Source organism: Streptomyces hyaluromycini, assembly GCF_002217755.1.
Lineage (GTDB): Bacteria > Actinomycetota > Actinomycetes > Streptomycetales > Streptomycetaceae > Streptomyces > Streptomyces hyaluromycini.
The window spans coordinates 108,327-131,357 of record NZ_BCFL01000022.1; the positions used below are offsets into that span (position 1 = coordinate 108,327).

The window sequence follows — 23,031 nt, forward strand, 5'->3', positions numbered from 1 at the left end:
CCTGGTCAGCGGACGGCGGGTGCGTGGATGGCGCCGGTGGTCGTGGCCAGGGGCGCACCCGTGCCGCCCCAGCGCAGGGCGACGATCTCGGCGGCGACGGACACGGCCACTTCCTCGGGGGTACGGGCGCCGAGGTCGAGGCCCAGCGGCGAGCGCAGCCGGGACAGTTCGGCCTCGGTGAGACCGGCCCCGGCCAGCCGCGCGCGCCGCTCGTCGTGGGTCCTGCGGCTGCCCATCGCCCCGATGTAGGCGGCCGGCCGGCGCAGCGCCTCCTCCAGCAGCGGCACGTCGAACTTCGGGTCGTGGGTGAGGACGCAGATCACCGTGCGCTCGTCGGTGTCCGTGCCGCTCAGGTAGCGGTGCGGCCAGTCGACGACGACCTCGACGGCCGCGGGGAACCGTTTGGGTGTGGCGAAGACCGGACGGGCGTCGCAGACGGTGACCCGGTAGCCGAGGAAGTCGCCGATGCGGGCCACCGCGGCCGCGTAGTCGATGGCGCCGAAGACCAGCATGCGGGGCGGTGGCGCGAACGACTGGAGGAACACCGTCACCGCGTCTTCACGGCGTTCGCCGTGCGGGCCGTAGTGTCTCAGGACTGAGGCGCCGAGCGCGAGTTCACCGCGCGCGTCCGCAGTGACGGCGACGTCCAGGCCGCCGGCCCCGAGACTGCCGGCCGCCCGGTGCGGCCAGACGGCGAGCGTGGCCCCCCGCGGCGCGGGTCCGTCCACCACCGTGGCCACGGTCACCGGCTCGCCCCCGGCGACGGACGCGGCGACCGCGCCGAACGCCGGGTCGGAGCCGGCGGTCACCGGCCGGACCAGCAGGGTGATCTCGCCCCCGCAGGTCAGCCCGACCGCGAACGCGTCCTCGTCGCTGTAGCCGAAGGTCTCCAGCCGGGGCTCGCCGGTCGCGACGACCTCCTGTGCCAGCTCGAAGACGGCGCCCTCGACACAGCCGCCGGACACGCTGCCCACCACCTCGTCGTCCGGCCCCACGGCCATGGCCGCACCGGGGCCGCGCGGCGCGCTGCGGCTGACCGCGACCACCGTGGCCAGGCCGAACGGGATCCCGGCCGCGTGCCAGCCGGCCAGCGTCGGCAGAATCTCACGCACCGTCCGCTCCCTTCCCCGGTACCGCACCGTCCCGCGCCCCGCGCACCACCGCGGCGAGCCGCTCAAGGGCGGCCAGACTGTGCCCCGCCACGAAGGAGTCGACGCTGGGCAGCGCCGCCGCCATCCCGGCCGCCAGCGGCGCGTAACCGGGCCGCGCCTTGCGCGGGTTCGCCCAGACCACCTGGTGCGCCAGGGCGTGCAGCCGGCGCATCTGCCGGCCGAGCAGCTCCGGATCGCCGCGCTCCCAGCCGTCCGAGAGCAGGACGACGATCGCGCCCCGCGCCATGCCGCGCTGCCCCCACCGGTTGAGGAACTCGCGCAGCAGCTCGCCGAGTCGGGTGCCGCCGCGCCAGTCCGGCACGGCCGCCGCGACCTCCGCCATCGCCAGATCGGGGTCCCGGTGCGACAGCTCGCGGGTCACCCGGGTCAGCCGGGTGCCGACGGTGAACACCTCCGTGCGGCCCGCGCGCACCGCCGCGTGCGCGAACCGCAGCAGCGCGTCGGCGTACGGCCCCATCGAACCGCTCACGTCGACGAGCAGCACCACCCGGCGCGGTCGCGCCACCCGCGCGTGCCGCCGCAGCAGGGCAGGCTCCCCGCCGCGCCGGAGCAACTCCCGTACCGTGCGCCGCGGATCGACCTCCCCGCGCCGGGCGGGTCGGCGCCGCGCCGACCGCCTGGTCTGCCCCTCCAGCGTGAACGCGGCCAGCAGACGGCGCAGTTGGGCCCGCTCGGCGGCGTCCAGCTCGGTGACGTCACGGTGCCGCAGCACCTCGGCGGAACTGGCGAGGACGGCCGTGGGCGGACCCGGCGGCTCGCTCCCGCCACCGGCACGGGGTGCACCGGCCGCCTCCCGCACCACGAGCCGCAGCCGCGGCGAGGGGGCGGTGCGCACCGGCTGCCGGACGGGTGGTGCGCCGACCGCCCCGAAGTATGCCGCGAACACCCGCTCGTAGCGCTCCAGGTCGTCATGGCCGCCGCACAGCGTCGCCCGCCCCGCCCAGTACACGTCCGAGCGCAGCCCCGGCCGCAGCGCGGCCACGGCGCGCAGGAACGCGTACCCGCGCTCGGCGCTCGCGTCCACCCCCGCCGCCCGCAACGCCCTGACGAAACCGAGCAGTACGGCATCCGCCGGCACCCCGGCCGTCCTCGCCGGTGACGCGCCCATGCCCGGTCACCCGCCCCGGGCCGCGAGGACCGCCGAGAGATCGAGCCCCCGCGCCCGCTCGGTGTCCTCCCGGTACTTCAGCACCGAACCCAGCGTCGCCACGGCCAGGTCCGCGTCCACCTCGCTCGCCCCCAGCGCGTCCAGCGCCTCCGCCCAGTCCAGCGTCTCGGCCACCCCGGGCGGCTTGACCAGGTCCGTGCCGCGCAGCGCCTGCACCAGCGCGGTGACCTGCTCGGCCAGCCGGGCCGACACCTGCGGCAACCGGCTGCGCACGATGGCCAGTTCGCGGGCGAAGGACGGGTGGTCGAACCAGTGGTAGAGGCACCGCCGCTTCAGCGCGTCGTGCACCTCGCGGGTCCGGTTCGAGGTCAGGACCACCACCGGCGGCACCTCGGCCCGCAGCGTGCCCAGCTCGGGGATCGTCACCGAGTACTCGGACAGCAGCTCAAGGAGGAACGCCTCGAACTCGTCGTCGGCCCGGTCGATCTCGTCGACCAGCAGGACCGACGGATGCTGCTGGAGCGCCAGCAGCAGCGGCCGGGCGATCAGGAAGCGCCGGTCGTACAGCTCGCTCTCCAGCCGGTCCGCGTCCTGCACACCCGCCGCCTCGGCGGCTCTCAGATGCAGCAGCTGACGGGGGAAGTCCCAGTCGTACAGGGCCTGGGAGGCGTCGATGCCCTCGTGGCACTGGAGCCGGATCAGCGGTGCGCCCAGCGCCTCGGCGAGGGCGGCGGCGAGCGCGGTCTTGCCCACGCCGGCGTCACCCTCGCAGAACAGCGGCCGGTGCAGTCTCAGGGCCAGGAAGCAGGTGACGGACAGCCCTTCGTCGACGAGGTACCCCGTCTCCGCCAGGCGGGCCCCCACCTGCTCAGGGTCTTCCATCGGGGGAATCGGCGCTCACCCCGTTCCGCCGGCGGCCAGCACGGCCCGCCTGGTCAGCACCCGTGCGAGGTGCTCCCGGTACTCGGGCGAGGCCGACAGATCCTGGGAGGGCCGGGTGCCCTCGGCGGCGGCCTCGGCGGCCCGGGCCACGGCCTGCGGGCCGTCGGCACCGGACAGCGCCTGCTCGGCCGCGGTGGCCCGCAGCGGGGTGGAGCCCATGTTGGTGAGCCCGATGCGCGCCTCGGCGATGTGCCCGTCGGCGCGCCGCACCAGCGCGGCCACCCCGACGATCGCCCAGGCCTGCGCGACCCGCTGGAACTTCTCGTAGTGGAAGCCCCAGCCGTCGGTCTTCGGGATCCGCACCTCCACCAGCAGTTCGTCGGGGGCGAGCGCCGACTGCAGGTAGTCCACGAAGAACTCCCGGGCCGGGATCACGCGCCGGCCGCCCGGGCCCGCGGCGACCAGTTCGGCGTCGAGGGCGAGCGCCACGGCGGGCAGGTCCCCGGCCGGGTCGGCGTGCGCGAGGGAGCCGCCGAGGGTGCCCCGGTGCCGTACGGCGGGGTCGGCGACGGTGGCCGTGGCCTCCGCCAGCAGCCCGGCGTGCCGCCGCACCAACGGGTCGCGGAGGACGTCGTGGTGTGTGGTGAGCGCGCCGATGACGAGGGTGTCGCCGTCCTCGCGCACCCCGCGCAGCTCCGGGATCCGGCCGACGTCGACGACCAGCTCCGGGAAGGCCAGCCGCAGCCGCAGCAGCGGCAGCAGGCTCTGCCCGCCGGCCAGCACCTTCGCCTCCTCGCCCGCGTCGGCGAGCGTGCGCACCGCCTCGCCGACGCTGCTCGGACGGGCGTACTCGAATGCCGGGGGAATCATGCCGACGCCTCCTTCACCGCTCGCCACACCCGCTCGGGGGTGCACGGCATCCGTACGTCCGTCACGCCCAGCGGACGCAGCGCGTCCACCACGGCGTTGACCACCGCGGGCGTCGACGCGATCGTCCCGGCCTCGCCGACCCCCTTGACGCCCATGGCGTTCGAGGCCGCCGGGGTCTCCGTCCGGTCGGTGACGAAGTCCGGCAGGTCGGCCGCCGACGGCACGAGGTAGTCGGCCATGGTCCCGGAGACGAGGTTGCCCTCGTCGTCGTAGACGGCCTCCTCGTACAGCGCCTGCGCGATGCCCTGCGCGAGACCGCCGTGCACCTGGCCCTCGACGATCATCGGGTTGACGACATGGCCGACGTCGTCCACGCAGACGTACGACCTGATCCGGGTCCGGCCGGTTTCGGTGTCGACCTCGACCGCGCACAGGTGGGTGCCGTGCGGGTAGGAGAAGTTCTCCGGGTCGACCACCGTCTCGGCGTTGATGGACGGTTCGACCCCGTCGGGCAGGTCGTGGCCGGTGAACGTCTCGAAGGCGATCTCCTGGATGGTCTTCCGCGCCTCCGGCGAGCCCTTCACGGCGAACACGCCGTCCGTGAACTCCAGGTCCTGCTCGCTGGCCTCCAGCAGGTGCGCGGCGACCTTCCGCGCCTTCTCGACCACCTTCGTCGCCGCCCGGTGCACGGCCTCGCCGCCGACGGACAGCGACCGCGAGCCGTAGGTGTCCATGCCCTGCGGAGAGGACCGGGTGTCGCCGTGCACCACCTCGACGTCCTCGAACGGCACGCCGAGCACGTCGGCCGCGATCTGGCTCCAGCAGGTCTCGTGGCCCTGCCCGTGCGGGCTGGTGCCGGTGACCACCTCGACCTTGCCGGTGGGCAGCATGCGGATGCTCGCCGCCTCCCAGCCGCCGGCCGCGTACCTGAGGTCGCGCAGCACCCGGCTCGGCGCCAGCCCGCACATCTCGGTGTACGTCGACACGCCGATGCCGAGGCGCACGGTGTCGCCGCGTTCGTTGCGCTGCTGCTGCTCGGCGCGCAGCTCGTCGTACCCGAACAGGGCGAGGGCCTTCTCGGTGGCCGCCTCGTAGTTGCCGGTGTCGTACGTCAGCCCGGCGATCGAGGTGTACGGGAACTCCTCGTGCCCGATCCAGTTCCGGCGCCGCAACTCCACGGGATCCAGGCCGAGTTCGGCGGCCAGCTCGTCCATGATCCGCTCGATGGCGAAGGTCGCCTCGGGGCGTCCGGCGCCGCGGTAGGCGTCGGTGGGGGTGCGGGTGGTGAAGACGCCGGTGCAGTTGAACTCGTAGGCGTCCATCTTGTAGATCGCAGGGTACATGAAGGCGCCGAGGATCGGGATGCCGGGGGTGACCAGCATCAGGTAGGCGCCCATGTCGGCGGTCAGGTCCACCTTCAGGCCGAGCAGCCTGCCCTCGCGGGTGGCGGCGACCTCGATGTCCTGGATCATGCCGCGGCCGTGGTGGGTGGCGAGGTAGCCCTCGGAGCGGGACTCCGTCCACTTCACCGGGCGGCCGAGCCTGCGGGCGACGGCGAGCGCGACGGCCTCCTCGCCGTACACCTGGAGCTTGGAGCCGAAGCCGCCGCCCACGTCCGGGGCGATCACCCGGAGCTTGTGCTCGGGGATGCCGGTGACGGTCGCCAGCATGATCCGCAGGATGTGCGGGATCTGGGTCGCCGAGTAGACGGTGTACTCGCCGGAGGCGGCGATCGGGGTGACCATGACAGCGCGCGGCTCCATGGCGTTGGGGATCAGCCGCTGCTGGTGGTAGCGGCGCTTGAGCGTTACGTCGGCGCGCTGCCGTGCGGACTCGAAGCTCTCGCCGGTGGCCAGCGGCCAGGTGTAGCAGCGGTTGGTGCCCTTGTCGGAGTGGACCAGCGGGGCGTCGTCGGCCAGCGCGGCCTCCAGGTCGAGGACCGGGGGCAGCGGGTCGTACTCGACCTCGACCGCCTCCAGCGCGTCGGCGGCGGCGTACCGGTCGCGGGCCACCACGACGGCCACCGGGTCGCCGGCGTGCCGGACCTCGTCGACGGCGATCGGCGGGTGGTCGGGCAGCACGATGTCCTCGGTCACCGGCCAGGCGCAGGGGAGCGAGCCCAGGCCTTCGGCGAGGTCGGCGCCGGTGAACGCGGCGATGACCCCGGGGCGTTCGAGGGCGGGGGAGACGTCGACCCGGGTGATGCGGGCGTGTGCCATGGGGCTGCGCAGGACGGCCAGGTGGAGCAGTCCGGCGACCTGGATGTTGTCGGTCCAGTTGGTCTGGCCGGTGATCAGCCGGGCGTCCTCCTTGCGCAGCCGGGAGCGGCCGATCTCGTGTGCTGCGGCTTTCACGGCCTGGTCGGTCATGCCGTGGCCTCCTCGGGTACCTGTTGCCCGGAGGCGGCGAGCACCGCGCGGACGATGTTCTGGTAGCCGGTGCACCGGCACAGATTGCCCTCCAGGGCCTCCCGGACCTCGTCGGAGGTGGGGTGCGGGTTCTCGCGCAGCAGATCCCGCGCGGCCATGATCATCCCGGGGGTGCAGTAGCCGCACTGCAGTGCGTGCCGCTCGTGGAACGCGTGCTGGAGTGCCGTCCACTCCCCGTCCTCGGCCAGTCCCTGGACGGTGGTCACCGTGCCGCCGTCCGCCTGTACGGCCAGTACCGAGCAGCTCTTGACGGTCGCCCCGTCCAGGTCGACTGTGCACGCGCCGCAGTTCGAGGTGTCGCAGCCGATCGGGGTGCCGGTCAGGCCCAGAACGTCGCGCAGGTAGTGGGCCAGCAGCAGACGGGGTGCCACCTCGTCCTCGTAGGGCGTGCCGTCCACCGTCACCTTGATGTGGGTCATGTGGCCTCCAGACCGTGCGGGCAGGAGCGAGGGAAAACGGGGTGTATGAGTCATATGGGCGTGATGTAGGTCACTCTATGACCGCGCCCTGGAGGCGGCGAGCGCTGCGGCAGGGCTTTTGTTGAGCGTTAGTCCATTGCCGCCGTCCTGCTGCACTGCTCCTCACCCGGCGTCACCGAGAGAGGACCACCGATGCGCGCTGCGTGCATGTCCACCGAGGAAGGAATCCCACCCATGCCGAAGGACATCACGCCCAGTGCATCTGCTCAATCTCGGAATTCTCGCGCATGTCGACGCAGGTAAGACCAGTCTGACCGAACGGCTGCTGCACACCGCCGGCGTCGACGACGGCAGTACCACGACCGACTCGCTGGCCCTTGAGCGCCAGCGCGGCATCACCATCAAGTCCGCCGTCGTGTCGTTCCCCCTCGACGGCGTCACCGTCAACCTCATCGACACCCCCGGGCACCCGGACTTCATCGCCGAGGTGGAGCGGATCCATCCAAAGGGATCAGAGGCGCCGCTGATCAGGCAAGTCCGCGGCCCGCGGGGGCCTGGAGCCGGTCGTCGGCTGGCCTGATTCTCGGGCCGTCACGGATACCCGCAGCATGGAAAAGACCCGAACGCCGTCGTTTCGCGGAGGCGAACCGCGATGACTCTGCCCGTACACCACCGGCCCGGCCATCTCATGGAACGAGCGGTCCTCCCCTCCCCGGGCTGGGTCGAGCCGATCGCCGCCGTGTTCGACGACCTCTTCCAGCGGATGAGCCGGTTCCTGGAGCAGGCCGCCGGTGTCGCGCCCTCCTTCAGGGCCTTCTCGCCCCTCGGCCGCGTTCAGCACCCGCGCCTGCCCGGCGAAGTGTTCCACCTTCCCCGGCGGCACACCTTCCAGCCACTTCGCCGCCGGCCCCAGCAGCTCCAGCCTGTCCAGGCAGGCCGGATGCTCGCGCAAGTACGACACTGACGGCGCCTTCGCCAGCCGCTTCAGCCCGTCGTACCGGCTGCGCGACCCGGTCACCACCCGCGGCAGCCCGAGGATACGTTCGGTGTTCACGCTGTCGACAACATCGCCAAGACCAGCCGGGTGATCCGGGACGCACTCGAACACGGCCTCCGGATCTGGGGCATAGCCGATACCCCGCTCCTACCGGGAACTCGAAGCCGCCCTGCCGAGCTGGTCCAGGACCTGACAGGCCTGGGCGATGCCGTCCTCGGCTTCCAGGGCCCGGCCGAGTCGGCGCGCGGTCTCGGTGTAGGGGGCATGCCGGGTGAGGGCGTGCAGGCGATGGACGAGGGCGGCAACGGTGAGCTTACGGATCGGCAGAGGCGCGGGCCCCGCGCCGAGTTCGTGCACCCGTGCGGCCCAGTAGGGCTGGTCTCCGAAGAACGGGCAGATCAGGGAGGGTCTTCCGGCGCGCAGTGCCGAGGCCGTCGTGCCGGCTCCGCCGTGGTGGACGACAGCGGCCATCCTGGGAAACAGCCAGTCGTGGGGGGTGTCGCCGACCACGAGGATGTCGTCCTCGCTGGTGGCCGGGTCCCCCGGCAGCACTCCACGCAGGTTCGCCCGACGCAGGGCCGTCCGTACGAGGGCGTCGGTCGCCTCGGGGTCGCCGGTTCTCATGCTGCCGAATCCGACGTAGACGGGCGGGGGGCCGTCGGACAGGAAGGCAAGCAGTCGCCGCGGGGGGTTCCACAGCGGCCGATCATGGTGCCAGAAGCCGGTGACGTGGACGTTCGGTCCCCAGTCGAACGGCCGCGGCACGGCAGTGGGGCTGAACGCACACAGCACGGGGGCTTGCCGAACCTGCCGGAAGGGGGCCGACAAGGAGAGCGCTGGGAGGCCCAGGCTCTCCCGGCGCCATGCGTTGACGAACCGCCGGAACACCATCCAGGACCCGAGGTCGACGGCACCGAAACTGAGCCGGTTGCCCACGCCACCCAGCATCCGGGCAGCCGGTGCAAACGGGTGCGGAAAGACCTTCGTGGGCTGGCTCGGCTGGAAGTGAATGACGGCGTGCGGGACCTGGAGGTACTGGCTCAGGTGAAGACCGAGGAAGCTGAAGGTTGGTGCCAGAACCAGGTCAGCTCCCTTCGCGCCGACCTGCGTCTCCTCAAGCATCGACATCATGCGGGGTCGTAGGACCCGGTCCATACGACGGATGAACGCCACCGGATTCCTTCGTCCGGCGAGGAGTTCCTGCCCCTCGGCCGACTCGATGATCTCCACCGGGTCGACCGGAAGGGGATGAAGATCCAGGCCCGCCTCGGCGATCAGACGCCGATAGCGGAGGCTGGCCAGGATCCTCACCGTGTCGCCCCGACGGAGCAGTGCTCGCCCCAGTGCCAGGCAGGGCTGGACGTCGCCGCGGGATCCCGCGGCGAAAATCACCACTGTCCGCATGAAATCACTCCCCGATCGACTTCATGACCGACGGCCAGATGCTGTGCAACTCCGCCTGCCAGTACGGCCAGGAATGCGTCCCCGGCGTGTACAGATGCGTCGTGACGTCGACGCCCTCAGAGCGGAGCGACCGCGCGAATCTTTCGATCTGCCCCCACAGGGGTGCCTCGCCCAGCACGCTCACCAGCACAACATCGGAGGGGCGTCCCGTGTCCAGCGGTCCGGGCTGGCCGCTGCCCGCGGAGAGATGGACGTGCATTCCGCGGAAGGCGCGCGGCATTGCAGCAGGGGTGTGGGCGTGCCAGACTTCGTCGTTCTTCACCGGGTCGCCCCAGACATCTTTGATGTCGATCCCCTCGTTCCCGGTACCAAGGGCGAGTTCCAGGCGCACGGCAGGGTCGTTCAGATCCACGTAAGAGCTCATTGAGGCCACGTAACGGAACATCCCCCGGTTGTGCGCCGCGTAGTTGAGTGCGCCGAAGCCTCCCATGGACAGTCCCACGACGGCTCGTGAGTGGCTCGCACGGAACTTCTCCTCCATGAGCCGCACGAGTTCGCGGGTGTGAAAGGTTTCCCAGCGGGGAGCACCGGCGAACCAGTCACTGTAGTAACCGTTCCTTCCGGCGTCCGGCATGACGACCAGCACGTCAGAGTCTTTCGCCAACGCTTCCACGTCTGTCTCGCGTGTCCAGGACGTGTAGTCGTCGTCGCCGCCGTGGAACAAGTAGACAACTGGAAAGGTGGTTGTCGGCTTTTCTCTCCAGTGCGCGGGAAGAATGACGCGGACCGGGATGGACATTCCCATCGCCGGAGAACTGACCATGAGATCGCGCATCCGGTTGTCAATGACCTTCACGTCAGTGACACGAGCCTCCGCATGGTGAGGCCGGGGCGAGGCGTCCGGTTTCCACTCGGCCGCGTGTGCCTCGGTCGAGAGAAGAGCCGCGGCGAGCCAGAGACAGACCAGATTTCTTTTCGCGTACTTCAGAAAGTGACCCGCACATGCGGGAGCATGACGAAATGCGTTGATCACCACCAGCAGACACCCCGTTCCACGGAGGGCAAAGGTCCGTACAGCCGTACAGCCGAGCAGCGTTCGCGGGGTACCGGGCTCGGCGTCACCCGCTCGCAGGCCGTGCTCTGGTGGGCGAAAAGCGGCTCTGGTGGGTGAAAAGTGGTTGCGCCTGTTCCACGGGGAGCCCCGCGGAACAGGCGTGGTGCGCCGATCATCGGGGGGGCCACCCCATAGCCCGGGTGACGTGCTGCACGATGGTCTGGACGTGCGGGGGGTCGATGACGGACAGATGGTCGCCGTCGACCGGGACGATCTCGAGGGTGTGGCACAGGGCCGCCCACCCGAGGTCGGTGTCCTGCCGGAGGTAGCGCGGGTCCAAAGCGGTGGTGAGCTGTTGCGGTTGCTTGGCGCGATAGAGCACTACGTGGCCCTCCTGGGGGCGGGGGACATACCGTTCGCCCACGCGGGCGTCGATGTACGAGGTCCGTTGGTGCTCCATAATCCCTGGGCTCATGTCGAGTCCTGCCTCGGCGACCAGACGCATGACAACGTCGATCCGCTGATCGTCCGGGGTGGCCGCCAGCTCTTCGTAGGGCAAGTCGAGGCGGTGTCCGTACGTCTTCTCGATGTATTCGGCGAAACGACCGAAACGCTCTAGCAGGAACTCCCGTGATTCCGGTTGCGGCAGGACGGGGGGCAGGATGGTGTCGATCAGCCCGAGAAACTCGATGTCCTGTCCTTCTTCCCGCAGTTGAAGCGCCACTTCGTAGGCGAGGCATCCTCCGAAAGACCAGCCGAGCAGGTGGTAGGGCCCTTCCGGTTGGATGTCACGGATGAGTGTGCGGTAGCGGGCCGCCTTCTCCTCCATGGTGCTCAGCCGGTCGACGCGTTCCAGGCCGTACACGGGCTGTTCGGCCGGCAGCAGCCCCGTCAGTGGCAGGTAGACGGAGGTCGGGCCACCGGCGGGGTGGAAGGTGAACAGCGGGGGCCGTTCCGACCCGGGGAGTGGGGGGCGCAGGGTGGTGAGTGCCGACCTGCCGGTTCGGTTGACGACGGGCCGGATCAGTTCGGCGACGGCTGCGACGGTGCGCTGGGCGAGGACGGCGTCGGCCGTCAGGCTCAACTCGGTGTCGTCACCGAGGCGCCGGCGAATGACGTCCACCATGGCCGCGGCGGCGGCCTGGTCTCCGCCGGCGGTGGTGAAGTCCTCCCGGATGTCCCTCGGCCCTTGCCGCAGGACTTCGGCCCAGGAGCTCGCGACCAGCCGCTCCGCAGTGTCCCTGGGGCCGAGGAAGCTCGGCAGCGTGAGTGTGGACGGCTCGGCCCGGCGAGTGTCCTCGGGCGCCGTGGGCTGGGAACCGGCCGTCGGCTCCGTGGCGTCCAGTCCAAGTTGTTCGAGCACCGCGCGACCGATTTCACGCAGGCTGGCGCCGCGCAGCAGTCGGGGGGCGGGCACGTCGATGCCGAAGTCCTGGCGGATCGTGTTCTGGATGCGTACCGCCACCAGGGAGTCCAGGCCCAGGTCGGTCAGCGGGACCGTCTCGCCGAGTTCGGCGGCCGCGAATCCCATGACGGCCGCCGTTATCCTGACCAGGCGTGCGTACACCTTGTCTGCGGCGGAGCTGCCCAGAGCCCCGATGCCCTGGGGGCCGACCCAGTCGTCGGCACTGGGTGAACCGATTTCGAGGACGTCGGAGAAGAAAGGAATGGCGGACAGTCCGGGGAACGCCGCCAGCACGCGCTCCGTGTCGAGGTGGACGACGCCCACGTGCGCGCGGTTGAGGGTGACGAGTGCCTGCAGGACGTCCATTCCCTCGCTCATCTGGATGGGCTCCAGCGCCAGCACCTGGTTCCCGGTCGTCATGCCGACGTTCTCCCAGGGGCCCCAGGCGATGGAGGTCGCGGGCAGGCCGCTGGCTCTGCGGTGGTGGGCCACGGCGTCGAGCCAGGCGTTGGCGGCCGCGTAGGCGGACTGTCCGGGTGAGCCGAGCAGTGCCGCGGCGGAACTGTAGATCACCCACCAGTCCAGATCGTGGTCGGCGACAGCCGCCTCGAGGTTCCGGGCTCCTACGGCCTTCGGCCGCAGCACCGTGTCGATGTCCGCCGGTTCCAGGTCGGTGATCATGCTGTCGTGCAGGACGCCGGCACAGTGCGCGATGCCGCGCAGGGTGTGGCCGTCGGCGAGCGCGGCACGCACCAGGTTCGCGGCCACGTCGAGGTCCGCGATGTCCCCTTGTACCACGGCGACGGATGTCCCACGTTCCTGCAGTTCGGCCAGGACGGCCTGGGCCTCGGGTCCCGGGGCACGGCGTCCGTTGAGGACGATGCGCCCGGCACCCTGCTCGGCGAGCCGGCTCGCTGTAGCCAGGCCCAGTCCCGTCAGGCCCCCGGTGATGATGTACGCGCCGTCGGGACGGGTGAAGGCCACGGTGTCGTTGCGCTGTGCGCTGAGGTCGGCCCGGGCCAGACGCGCGGTGAGGCGTGTGCCGGCCCTCCAGGCGATCTCGTCCGCGTCGCTGCCCGCGAGCAGTTCGCGGGCGAGGTCGTCGACCGCTCCGGGCTGATTGTCGATGTCTACCAGCGAGGCCCGCAGCTGAGGGTGTTCGAGCGCGAGGACCCGGACGAGTCCACGCAGGCAGGCGAGAGACGGCGCCCCGGGTTCCCCGGACCCCGTCGCCTGCGCCAGCACCGTGGCCATCCACAGGCGTGGCGGCTGCCGGTGCGTTGCGCCGGCCAGGCGGCGCGCCAACCGTGCCGCCCTGTGCAGTGACCGCATGTCGTCGTCGCGTTCGTCCCGCTGGAAGAACAGGACTACGGCGCTCTGGCCGTCCTGCGGGCTCTCCAGCCAGGCGTCAAGTACGTTGTCGCAGGCGTCGTCCCGGGCATCGGTCGCCGTGACGTCGGTACCGCCGGCTTCCAGGGCTGCCACGAGCGAGGCCGTGGCGCCGCCCGCGGTGTCCGGTTCGTCGCTGATGAGCAGGGCACGCTGCAGACGCCTCGACGGCAGGGGAACGGTCGACTTCTCCCACTGGATGTCGTACGTGCACGTCTCGAGGGACCGTGGCACTTCGCGCCGCTCGACGGGCCGCAGCTGAACGAACCGGGCGACGATCTCGCTCGTGTCGCCCCGGGCAGAAACATGCCACTGGTCGACGTCCGGGCCTGTCGGGCCGGCGCCGTCGGCGGGCGTGCGGCTGATGTCATAGCCGGGGTCAAGGACGCCCGGCCCCTTGATGAGCAGGGACCGTACGCCGACCGGGACGGTGTGTGCGGCGGCTTCGACGGCGCGGTCGCCGACCGGTGGTGTGTCCTCGGCGCCCTGCGCCTCCAGCATGGCGGTCAGGACATGTGCGTAGGACGGCCGGTGCGGGGACAGGGGGTCCTTGGGGATGAAGTGCTGGGCAGGCGTCGGCTTCGTTTCCGGCTCGGGGTGCGGCTCGCCCTGGGGTTCCGGCGCGCGGGTGACGCGGGCCGAGGCGTAGCAATGCCAAACGGTCTCGGCGCCACGGGCGTGGAGGGTGATGGTTCCGTGTGTGCCGGAGTCCGGTTCCCACACCGTGGTCAGGGGGGTGCTGCTGGAGATGGCGAGCCACCGGTGGATCTGCAGGTCCTCGATGCCGAGGTGGGTGATGCCCTCACGGGCCCACAGGTCCAGGCCGGCTTCGATCATCAGCTCCGCGGCCTCGGCGAGGGTCAGCACCGCTCTGCCGTGGACCGTGCCGCGAGTGCCGTGCCAGCTCGTGCCGACTTCTCCCTGCCACAGCACCGCGCCGGTTCTCGGGTCGTCGGTGCGCACCCCCAGCAGGGGATGGCCGCCGGCTTCGGCCGATCGGGTGGGGCGGGGGAACCAGAACTGTTCATGCCGCCACGCGGGCGTGGGCAGTGCGGTGCGCGCACCGGCGGGCCACAGCCCAGGGTTCAGCGGGACGCCGGCGAAGTGCAGCCGCGCCAGCGCGACTCGTACCTGGACGGTGTCGTCGGTGTTCTTGCGGAGGGTCGGGAGGACCAGCGCCTGGTCCCCCGCCGGGGTGGCGTCGAGGCTCTCCGCGAGGGGGACGACGACGATGGGGTGGGGCGAGATCTCCAGGAACAGGGTGTGGCCGTCCTCGGCTGCCGCTGTCACCGCCTGTTGCAGAAGCACTGGGCGGCGGGCGTTGGCGCACCAGTAGCTCGTATCGGCTGCCGCGCCTGCGCGGGGATCATCAAGGACTGTGCTGTACCAGGGTGTGGCGGGTGGGCGCGGGCACAGGTCGGCAAGATCCTCGCTCAGTGGCGCCAGGATGGGATCGACCAAGGCTGTGTGGGCGGCTCCGTCCAGCTCTAGCAGTCGGGCTAGCCGGTCCTGATCGGTCAGCTCGTCCACCAGGTCGCGCACCGCTTGGGCCGGGCCGGCCACCGTGCAGCGTTGGGGCGAGGAGTGAACGGCGACCTCGACACCGGGAAAGCGGCTGAGAACGGTCGCCCGGGACTCCACGGGCAGCTCCACCGCGGCCATCGCGCCGGCCCGGCCGGCTTCGAGGATGGCGAGGTGGGCCGACCGGCGGACGATGACGCGCACTCCGTCTCGGTCGTCGAGAGCACCGGCGACCACGGCGGCTGCGACCTCGCCCATCGAGTGTCCGATGACGGCGGCGGGTTCCACGCCATGGGCCTGCATGGTCCGCGCCAGGGCCAGCTGGATTCCGAAGATCAGCGGCTGGATCCGGTCCGCTGTCTTGGTCAAATCGGACATGAGCATGTCGGTCAGGGAGGAGCCCGTCTCCCTGAGGAAGTGCGTATCGAGCGCGGACACCTGGGCGGCGAAGACGGCATCGTCGGTCAACAGGCGCCGCCCCATGCCTTCCCACTGTGAGCCGTAACCGGAGAAGACGAAGACCGGTCGCTGCGCTGTGAACGACTGCGCCGCTCGTGCGTCGGTGCACGCGGCCACCACGCCGGGGACCGTCTCCCCCTGGGCCAGCGCGGCCAGCCCGGCAGCCGCGTCGGAGTGGGTCCGCGCGACGACGGCGGCGCAGGACGGGCCACGGCGGTGCGAGGCGAGCGTGTGGGCGATGTCGGTGAGGGCGGGCGCGTCGTCGGCTGCCACCCATCGCGACAGACTCGCGGCCGCGTCCGCGAGCCGGTCCGAGGAACGGGCTGACACCACCAGGATGTGCGGGCGGCCGGCCTCTTCGTCGTCGGCCCGCGTGGCATGCGCGCCGGTCGGGGACGCCTGCTCGAGTACGGCGTGGGCGTTCGTACCGCCGAAGCCGAAGGCCGACACACCGGCGCGCGCCGGACGGTTGCCGGCGGTGGGCCATGCGGTCGGTTCGGTGACCACACGCAGGCCCAGCTCGGTGAAGTCGATGTGTGGGTTGGGGCAGTGGAAGTGCAAGCTGGCCGGGATACGGCCGTGATGCAGGGCCAGCGCGGTCTTGATCAGGCCGATAATGCCGGCCGCGCCTTCGAGGTGGCCCAGATTGCTCTTGACCGATCCGATCAGCAGTGGCTGGTCGGGCTGCCTGTCACGTCCGACGACCGCTCCGAGGGCGGTCCCCTCGATGGGGTCTCCCAGCAGGGTGCCGGTCCCGTGCGCCTCGACGTAATCGACGTCGGCCGCGTGGATGCGTGCGTCGCGCAGGGCGTCCCGCAGCAGCGCTTCCTGCGCCGCCGGGTTGGGTGCCATAAGACCCGCCGAGCGGCCGTCCTGGTTCACGGCGGTGCCCCTGATGACGGCGAGCACCCTGTCGCCGTCGCGCCGGGCGTCGGCGAGCCGCTTGAGCACGACGACGCCGCAGCCCTCACTGCGGGTGAATCCGTCCGCCGCGGCGTCGAAGGGTTTGCACCTGCCGTCCGCGGCCAGTGCGCCGGCCTGGTCGAGGGAGGCCGTGACCGCCAGGGACAGAAGGAGATTGACTCCTGCGGCCAGTGCCGTGTCGCACTCCCCGCTGCGCAGGCTGCGGCAAGCCAGGTGCACGGCCACGAGGGACGACGAACAGGCGGTGTCGACGGTGATGCTGGGGCCCCGCAGGTCGAGCAGATAAGACACGCGGTTGGCGGCGATGCTGCCGGCGGCTCCGGTGCTGGTCCACGCGGTCAGTCGCGCGGGGTCCGAGGTGGTCAGATGCCCGTATTCGAGGGCGCTCAGGCCGACGAAGACCCCGGTGGATGTGCTCTGCAGGGCGGGGGCAGGTACGCCCGCGTGGTCCAGTGCCTCGCAGACGACTTCGAGCAGCAGCCGTTGCTGGGGATCCATGACTTCGGCCTCGTGGGGCGTGATGCCGAAGAACTTGGCGTCGAACCCCTCGATGTCGTCGAGAAAGCCACCCCACTGTGTGGTGGATTCCATGAGGGCGGTGACCTCGGGCGCCGTGCCGGCGAAGTTCGGCCAGCGTTTCTCGGGCACCCGGCCGACCGTGTCCGTTCCCGCCATCAGCTGGTCCCAGAACGCGTCCGGCCCGTGTACGTTGCCGGGCAGACGGCACCCGATGCCGACGACGGCGATGGCACCGTCGTCGGTGCGGGCGGCGGCGGCCTCCTCATCGGGCGTACGGGGCTGCCGGTCCGGCTGCGCGGCGTCGGTCTGGCCGGCGTTCGTCAGGGCGGCAACGAGTTGTCCGATGGTGGGGTACTCCCACAGCAGCGTGGCGGACAGTGATCGGTCCAGGATCTTCTCCAGTTCGCCGGTCAGTCCGACGGCGTCGCGGGAGGTGAGGCCGTACTCCGCCAGAGGACGGCCGTCGTCGAGTTGTTCCGGCGAGATGCCGCTGATGTCCGAGACCAGCCGCACCAGTGCGTTCCGCAGCTCGCCAGCGCCCGATCCGGAGCGGCCGTCTGCGATGGAGATGGTGGCCTCGGCGTTGTCCTCGACCGGGTCCTGGTGTCCGCCTGGCTGGTTCATACGTCGCCGGTCTCTCTCTGTACGTGCGTGTCGGAGGTCCAGGCACCCCGGAGGTAATGCTCACGGCAGGCGCTGCGGGCGACCTTCCCGCTGGTGGTGTGGGGTACGGTGCCGGGCTGGGCGAGGACGAAGTCGTGCATCGCGATGGCGTGACCGGCGGACACCGCCACGCGTACCGCGCGTGTCACCTCGTCCCGGACCCTGTGGGGTTCCGTGAGGTCACGGACATGCTCGGCTACGACGACCAGGCGTTCTCCGTCGTCGGTGGGAACGGAGAATGCCGCGGTGTGATGACGGCGGATCGCCGGGTTGGCGTTCTCGACGGTGTGCTCGATGTCCTGCGGATAGTGATTGGTCCCGTCGATGATCACGAGATCCTTTAGGCGACCGGTGATGTAGAGGTGGTTTTCGTGCCACACCCCGAGATCTCCCGTGCGCAACCAGTGCTGCGTCTCCGCGCCCGGGTTGTCGCCGTGGAGGGTGGCGCGGAAGGTCGCCTCGCTCTGTTCCGGGCTTCCCCAGTAGCCGCGTCCGACGTTGGGGCCGCGCAGCCAGATCTCGCCCACACGCCCGTCCTCCAGCCGGACGAGGCCGACCGGGTCGACGACGGTGGCCTCCTGGTCGGTGGGCCGCCCGCAGCCGACCAGACGGCTCACGGCCTGTGCCTCGGTGCCCTCGGCCGGCCGGGCGGTGCCGGCCGCCAGCGCGTCGCGGTCGAAGGAGGTGACGGTCGGTTCCTCACCGGCCGGTGAGGCAGACACGAACACGGTCGCCTCGGCCAGCCCGTAGGACGGACGCATCGCCGTGGGGACCGCGCCGACTGGGGCGAAGGCCTGCTGGAACCGTTGGAGCGTCTGCTCGGCGATGGGTTCGCTGCCGTTGACCATGGCGGCGACCGACCCCAGCGACAGCGTTGCGCGATCCTCGTCGGTGACGCGGCGCACACAGTAGTCGTACGCGAAGTTGGGCGCGGCGGTGAGCGCACCCGGGTGTTCGCTGAGCAGCCGCAGCCAGCGGACGGGCTGCTGGACGAAGGCCAGCGGATCCATGAACACGGAGTGGACGTTGCCGACGACGGGAAGCACGATCGCCAGCACGAGCCCCATGTCGTGGTACAGGGGAAGCCAGCCGACGGTGCAGTTGCGCCCGGCTCGGATGCCGTACGCCTTCAGCGCCTGGCGTGCGTTGGCGCAGACGTTGGCGTGGGTGATCTCCACGCCGGACGGCATGCGGGTGGAGCCCGAGGTGTACTGCAGGTAGGCGCACTCCTCGGGGCGTGGATGAGAATGCTCACCGTCCGCTGGTTCGGCCCATGCCGCCCAACCCGAGAGCAGGTCCTCCTCGGTGACCACACGCACGCGGAGGCCGTCCTGGTTGGCGCAGAACTTTTCTGCGGCCTGAAGCGAGTCGGGGCTGGTGAGGGCGAGCACCGGGTCGGCGTCGGCGAGCGCAGCGGCCAGTTTCTCCGCATGGCCCGGCAGAGTCGGGGGGAACAGGGGAACGGCGATCGCACCGGCGCACGTGACCGCGAGGAAGCCGACGATGTAGTCCAGGTTCTGCGGCCCCACGAGGGCCACCCGCTCGCCGACCGCACCGCCGCGACGCAGGACCGACGCGAGGGTACGGACCCTCTTCTCCAGTTGGCGCCATGTCAGAGAGGCGGAGGCTCCTTCGCGATCGGTGCTGAAGTCCACGAAAGTGAACGCATTTTCGGCGGGGGCCCGCTCCGCAGCCCGAGTGAGATGATGACTGATCGTGTCTTCCATGGTTTTCCGCATGAAGTCACCGAACCTTCGTTCACGACAGACAGCGGGGCTTCTCGGCCGTCAGCCATTCCGGAGAATTGACGACAGACATCGCTGCCCGTCATCCATCTCCCATGCATGGTGGCAGTGCTGGTGATCAGTAAAACGTATAGGCATACCGTGGGACGCAACGCCACGCCGGGAGTCCTGCCAGGCCGACCTGCAGGAAAGCGAGCGGCGCTTCCCGCACACCGGATGCCGTAATCAGAGCGCCCCGGAGTCGCGCCTGCCATGCCCACGGGGCAGAGTACGAAGAAGGGCGCGCGGAACGTGGCGGCCACTTACCGCCGTCGGTGCTACTCAAGGCAGGTACCGTGAGTCGACTGCGTGTCCTCGCCATCCTCGTGGCCGTGCTGCTGCCGTCCTTCATGACCGCCTTGGACAACACCGTCGTCAATGTGGCACTGCCTCAGATTCAGGCCGAACTCGCATTGAGCGAGGCCGACCTCAAATGGGTGGCGGCCATTTACCCTCTCACCCTCGCGAGCCTTCTGCTGCTGGGCGGGCATCTGGCGGACACCGTCGGGCGGCGTGCGACGCTGTCGCTCGGTGTCGCACTCTTCACCGTCGCATCGGTCGGGTGCAGTGCGGCGCCCTCCGGGATGGCGTTGATCGCCTGCCGGGGGCTGCAGGGAGCGGGCGCTGCGCTGATCCTGCCAGCCTCACTGGCGGTCCAGTCGCATGATCTGCCGCCCCGGGTGCGCAATGCCGCCTTCAGCGCCACCACTGCGGCGTTGGCGTCCGCGCTGGCCTGCGGCCCTGTGGTCTCCGGTGTCATGACACAGCACTTGGGCTGGGAGTCCGTGTTTGCCATGAACGCGCCGCTGGGTTGCGCCAGTCTCCTCGTCGGCTTCCTCATCCCCCGGCCCGGACCCTCGACCCGTGCCGCGTCCCCGGCCTCGGCCACGCTCTCGCTCCGCGTCGTCGCGTTGGCCTGTTGCTCGCTGGCGGCCCTTGCCTACTGCCTGATCGAAGGGCCTGAACAAGGCTTCGACGCCCTTCCCGTCGCCACGTCAGGGGGAGTCGTCGTCGCATCGGCCGCCGGCCTGTCCTACGAACTGACATCGCGCCGGAACACCGTGCTGCGACTCCTCTTCCGGCAACGCCCTTTCGTCGGCGGAATCATTACTCAACTGCTGTGGGGCCTGAGCGTAAGCGGAGTCTATTTCTTTACGTCCCGGTTTCTGCAGAACGGCCTCGGTCTCGCCCCGACACCGTCCGGGCTGACATTCATGCCCGTGGCCCTTTCCGTGATCGTCGCCACCCCTTTCATTGCGCGTATGGCGCGCCGCTGGGGAGACGGCCGGATCTCCGCTGCGGGTCTGCTCCTGGTCGGCCTTGGGTTGCTGATGGTCGCGCTGGGCAGTTCGGGAGGGAAGCTCGTCGATATTCTGCCCGGGCTTTCAGCTCTCGGTTTCGGCTCCGCGCTGGCCGCTCCAGTGACCACCCGCGCTCTGGAATCCTCACCGAATCACCTTTCCGGAATCGCGGCCGGATTGTTCAGTGCCGCCCGTGAGGCGTCCGGAGTCGTCGGAATCGGCCTGGTGGGCGCCATCGTGTCGTTCGTGGAACATGCCGCAGCCGCCGCCGGGGCCGATGACTCGGGTGCCTTTCTCTCCGGCTACCAAGCCGGTCTGTGTTTCGCTTCGGCGCTGGTCGCGGCAGGAGCTCCCGTCGCGTTGTGGGCGCTGCGCCACCGCAGGAGCACACCGGAAGGCGACAGGGGTGCGTCCGCATTCACCTCGAAGCCAGGGCCGTGACGCAGCCCGGCTTTCCGATACAGGGTGCGGTCCGCCCTGGGGCGAACCGCACCGGGATCGGCCGGAGCCTCCATCAGACCCGGAGCGGTTCGCCGAGGGGACGCTCGCGGTCCTGGAAGGTGCGGTACCCGCGGCCCGGGTGCACGGACTGGAGGAGCGGCTGCCGGGGCTGACCCGTGGCGAGGGCGAGCTGAGACCGCCTTCGACCACTACGCCGCGGTGCTGCGGGGGCCGGTCCCGGAGCGGCCGCGCACCGACCACAACCCGCTGAGCCGCAAGGAGTACCTGTTGAACGTGGCGGGCCGAGTGACCGGCTGAGGGAACCGGTACGAAACTTACTCGTGAGTCAGAAGTATTGACTGTGTCCGGAAACCACCGGACTGTAATGGACATGACGAATTTCCGGGCACGACTGATCGTTGTCCTGGTTGTCCTCTGCGGATTCCTCGCGGTGGCGGGCACCCCGTCCGCCACCGCAGCCACCCCGTCCGGCTCTCTCTCGTTCGACGGCACCGCGCTCACCGTGCAGAACGGTCGTTTCATCGACGGCCAGGGCCGTGAGGTCGTACTGCGCGGCTACAACGTCTCCGGCGAGACCAAGCTGGAGGAGAACAGCGGCCTGCCCTTCGCCTCGGTCGCCGACGCGAAGAAGTCCGCCACCGCGGTGCGCGCCCTCGGCGGCGGCAACGCCGTGCGCTTCCTGCTCTCCTGGGCGCACGCCGAACCCGTCCAGGGTCAGGTCGACGCCACCTACCTGGCCAACGCGACCGCGCAGATGCAGGCGTTCCTCGACGCCGGCATCCGCGTCTTCCCCGACTTCCACCAGGACCTGTACTCCCGCTACCTGTTCAACTCGGGCAGCTGGTACACGGGCGACGGCGCCCCCGAATGGGCGGTGGCGCTGGGGAACTACCCGGCCGAGTCCTGCGGTATCTGCCTGTTCTGGGGCCAGAACATCACCCAGAACACGGCCGTCCAGGACGCCCAGTACGACTTCTGGCACAACAACTACGGCCTCCAGGACGCCTTCCTGGCCACCGCCCAGACCACCATGACCTACCTGGCCCAGCACCTGACGTCCGACGAGTTCGCGGGCGTGGTCGGCTTCGACCCGTACAACGAGCCGTACGCCGGCAGCTACGACTCCGGCGAGACCTCCCGCACCTGGGAGCAGAACCGGCTGTGGCCCTTCTACCAGAAGTTCCGGGCGAGGATGGACGCGGCCGGCTGGAGCAGCAAGCCCGCCCTCGTCGAGCCCAACCTCTACTGGAACGGCAACGTCACCAACCAGGAGGGCGGCCTGCTGGACGCGGGCACGCTCGGCTCGCGTTACGTCTTCAACACCCACTTCTACGACCAGAAGGCCATCTCCGGCATCCTGATGTGGGGCAACGCCTCCGACGGCCAGTACAGCACCGACTTCGGCACCATCCGGGACCGCGCGTCGGCCGCCGGGACCACGGCGATCGTCAGCGAGTTCGGGCATCCGCTGTCCGGCACCACCTCCGGCAAGGCGCCCACCGTCGACAAGGCGATGTACCAGGCCCTCGACTCCCGCCTCTCCGGGGCGAACTGGTGGTCCACACCGGCCTCCTCGGGTCCGGTCCTCTCCGGTACCCAGTGGCAGTGGGACATCTACAACGGCCGCCACCACGAGCTGATGAACGACAACCCGGACAAGGTCCTCACCTCGGGTGACGCCTGGAACGACGAGGACCTCTCGGCCGTGAACATGACCGACTCGGGCACCGTGACGCTCCGTCAGGACGCCCGGTTGCTCGACCGGATCTATCCGGGCGCCACCTCCGGCTCCACCCTCGCCTTCACCTACGAGGACCGTTCCCGGGACGGCTCCACGACCCTGACCTGGAACCCGGTGCCCAGCTCGCTGCCGAACGTGGCCGCGCTGGTCGGCTCCGGGCAGTACGCCGTCCAGGTCTGGCGCTCCAGCAGCGCCACCGCACCGACCGAACTCCACCTTCCGGTCTCCTTCCCGACCGCGTCCACCACCGTCGTCTCCGACCTGGGCACGGCCTACGCGCCCCCGGCGTACACGTCCTCGACCCCGGTCGGCGTGGCGGCGGAACCGGGTGGGACGGGCAGCCGCCGACTGCTGCTCACCGACTCGGACTCCGGCGTGCTGCACTTCGCGCTGGTGACCAACGGGGCGACCTCGCCCAGCTCCACCGTGCTCAACGCGGCCAAGGCGGAGCTGGCCGCCTGGGTGGCTGCGAAGTTCTGAGCAGTGCTTCGGCCTCCGGGGTGCGCCGCACCCCGGAGGCCGAATTTT

13 protein-coding genes and 2 pseudogenes are annotated in these 23,031 nt (G+C 70.5%); 5 read left to right on the forward strand and 10 right to left on the reverse strand.

What is annotated here, in order from left to right:
* Window positions 1-5: 5 nt before the first annotated feature.
* Genes SSP29_RS27320 through SSP29_RS27345 form a run of 6 tightly spaced genes read right to left on the reverse strand, consistent with a single transcriptional unit; the run spans window position 6 to window position 6,880 of the window.
* On the reverse strand, window positions 6-1,112 hold the full coding sequence (locus tag SSP29_RS27320) for an XdhC family protein (protein WP_089103467.1): 1,107 nt from the start codon (window positions 1,110-1,112) through the stop codon (window positions 6-8).
* A complete protein-coding gene (locus SSP29_RS27325; protein ID WP_089103468.1) occupies window positions 1,105-2,280 on the reverse strand; it encodes a vWA domain-containing protein in 1,176 nt (391 codons plus the stop codon). Before SSP29_RS27325 ends, SSP29_RS27320 begins: the two co-directional genes overlap by 8 nt.
* Window positions 2,281-2,286: 6 nt before the next feature.
* Entirely contained in the window at window positions 2,287-3,162 is an 876-nt protein-coding gene (locus SSP29_RS27330) for an AAA family ATPase (RefSeq protein WP_150135002.1), read from the reverse strand.
* A gap of 15 nt (window positions 3,163-3,177) precedes the next feature.
* On the reverse strand, window positions 3,178-4,032 hold the full coding sequence (locus SSP29_RS27335) for an FAD binding domain-containing protein (protein ID WP_089103470.1): 855 nt from the start codon (window positions 4,030-4,032) through the stop codon (window positions 3,178-3,180).
* On the reverse strand, window positions 4,029-6,401 hold the full coding sequence (locus SSP29_RS27340) for a xanthine dehydrogenase family protein molybdopterin-binding subunit (protein WP_089103471.1): 2,373 nt from the start codon (window positions 6,399-6,401) through the stop codon (window positions 4,029-4,031). Before SSP29_RS27340 ends, SSP29_RS27335 begins: the two co-directional genes overlap by 4 nt.
* On the reverse strand, window positions 6,398-6,880 hold the full coding sequence (locus tag SSP29_RS27345) for a (2Fe-2S)-binding protein (protein WP_089103472.1): 483 nt from the start codon (window positions 6,878-6,880) through the stop codon (window positions 6,398-6,400). The genes SSP29_RS27340 and SSP29_RS27345 overlap by 4 nt, the downstream gene beginning before the upstream one ends.
* A gap of 256 nt (window positions 6,881-7,136) precedes the next feature.
* Between SSP29_RS27345 and SSP29_RS56465 the strand changes: the two are divergent.
* Both SSP29_RS56465 and SSP29_RS27355 read left to right on the forward strand, forming a co-directional pair.
* Window positions 7,137-7,376 (forward strand): annotated as a pseudogene (locus SSP29_RS56465) (GTP-binding protein); the annotation flags it as partial.
* Between the two features lie 156 nt (window positions 7,377-7,532).
* Window positions 7,533-7,844, forward strand: coding sequence for a hypothetical protein (locus SSP29_RS27355; protein ID WP_089103473.1), 312 nt, complete (start codon window positions 7,533-7,535; stop codon window positions 7,842-7,844).
* A 180-nt stretch (window positions 7,845-8,024) separates the two neighbouring features.
* Here SSP29_RS27355 and SSP29_RS27360 read toward each other — a convergent pair whose 3' ends face one another.
* The 4 genes from SSP29_RS27360 to SSP29_RS27375 form a co-directional block, all read right to left on the reverse strand.
* On the reverse strand, window positions 8,025-9,281 hold the full coding sequence (locus SSP29_RS27360; RefSeq protein WP_089103474.1) for a glycosyltransferase: 1,257 nt from the start codon (window positions 9,279-9,281) through the stop codon (window positions 8,025-8,027).
* A gap of 4 nt (window positions 9,282-9,285) precedes the next feature.
* Window positions 9,286-10,317, reverse strand: a complete 1,032-nt coding sequence (locus SSP29_RS27365; protein WP_145968953.1) for an alpha/beta hydrolase — start codon at window positions 10,315-10,317, stop codon at window positions 9,286-9,288.
* A gap of 190 nt (window positions 10,318-10,507) precedes the next feature.
* Window positions 10,508-17,176, reverse strand: coding sequence for a type I polyketide synthase (locus SSP29_RS27370; RefSeq protein ID WP_089103476.1), 6,669 nt, complete (start codon window positions 17,174-17,176; stop codon window positions 10,508-10,510).
* On the reverse strand, window positions 17,173-18,954 hold the full coding sequence (locus SSP29_RS27375; RefSeq protein WP_089103477.1) for a fatty acyl-AMP ligase: 1,782 nt from the start codon (window positions 18,952-18,954) through the stop codon (window positions 17,173-17,175). The genes SSP29_RS27370 and SSP29_RS27375 overlap by 4 nt, the downstream gene beginning before the upstream one ends.
* Before the next feature lie 341 nt (window positions 18,955-19,295).
* Between SSP29_RS27375 and SSP29_RS27380 the strand changes: the two genes are divergently transcribed.
* From SSP29_RS27380 to SSP29_RS27390, 3 genes and pseudogenes are all read left to right on the forward strand, one after another.
* A complete protein-coding gene (locus SSP29_RS27380) occupies window positions 19,296-20,741 on the forward strand; it encodes an MFS transporter (protein ID WP_089103478.1) in 1,446 nt (481 codons plus the stop codon).
* A gap of 97 nt (window positions 20,742-20,838) precedes the next feature.
* Window positions 20,839-21,059, forward strand: a pseudogene (locus SSP29_RS60000) (GTP-binding protein); the annotation flags it as partial.
* Window positions 21,060-21,126: 67 nt separating this feature from the next.
* The gene (locus tag SSP29_RS27390) at window positions 21,127-22,983 is read left to right on the forward strand and encodes a cellulase family glycosylhydrolase (RefSeq protein WP_089103479.1); all 1,857 of its coding nucleotides are present in this window, start codon (window positions 21,127-21,129) and stop codon (window positions 22,981-22,983) included.
* Window positions 22,984-23,031: the final 48 nt, after the last annotated feature.

What these genes read in the sequence shown, in the direction of transcription:
- SSP29_RS27330 (WP_150135002.1), bottom strand. Translation starts at nt 3,162, where the DNA reads ATGGAAGACCCTGAGCAGGTGGGGGCCCGCCTGGCGGAGACGGGGTAC.
- SSP29_RS27375 (WP_089103477.1), bottom strand. Translation starts at nt 18,954, where the DNA reads ATGCGGAAAACCATGGAAGACACGATCAGTCATCATCTCACTCGGGCT.
- SSP29_RS27355 (WP_089103473.1), top strand. Translation starts at nt 7,533, where the DNA reads ATGACTCTGCCCGTACACCACCGGCCCGGCCATCTCATGGAACGAGCG.
- SSP29_RS27370 (WP_089103476.1), bottom strand. Translation starts at nt 17,176, where the DNA reads ATGAACCAGCCAGGCGGACACCAGGACCCGGTCGAGGACAACGCCGAG.
- SSP29_RS27360 (WP_089103474.1), bottom strand. Translation starts at nt 9,281, where the DNA reads ATGCGGACAGTGGTGATTTTCGCCGCGGGATCCCGCGGCGACGTCCAG.
- SSP29_RS27335 (WP_089103470.1), bottom strand. Translation starts at nt 4,032, where the DNA reads ATGATTCCCCCGGCATTCGAGTACGCCCGTCCGAGCAGCGTCGGCGAG.
- SSP29_RS27390 (WP_089103479.1), top strand. Translation starts at nt 21,127, where the DNA reads ATGGACATGACGAATTTCCGGGCACGACTGATCGTTGTCCTGGTTGTC.
- SSP29_RS27325 (WP_089103468.1), bottom strand. Translation starts at nt 2,280, where the DNA reads ATGGGCGCGTCACCGGCGAGGACGGCCGGGGTGCCGGCGGATGCCGTA.
- SSP29_RS27340 (WP_089103471.1), bottom strand. Translation starts at nt 6,401, where the DNA reads ATGACCGACCAGGCCGTGAAAGCCGCAGCACACGAGATCGGCCGCTCC.
- SSP29_RS27345 (WP_089103472.1), bottom strand. Translation starts at nt 6,880, where the DNA reads ATGACCCACATCAAGGTGACGGTGGACGGCACGCCCTACGAGGACGAG.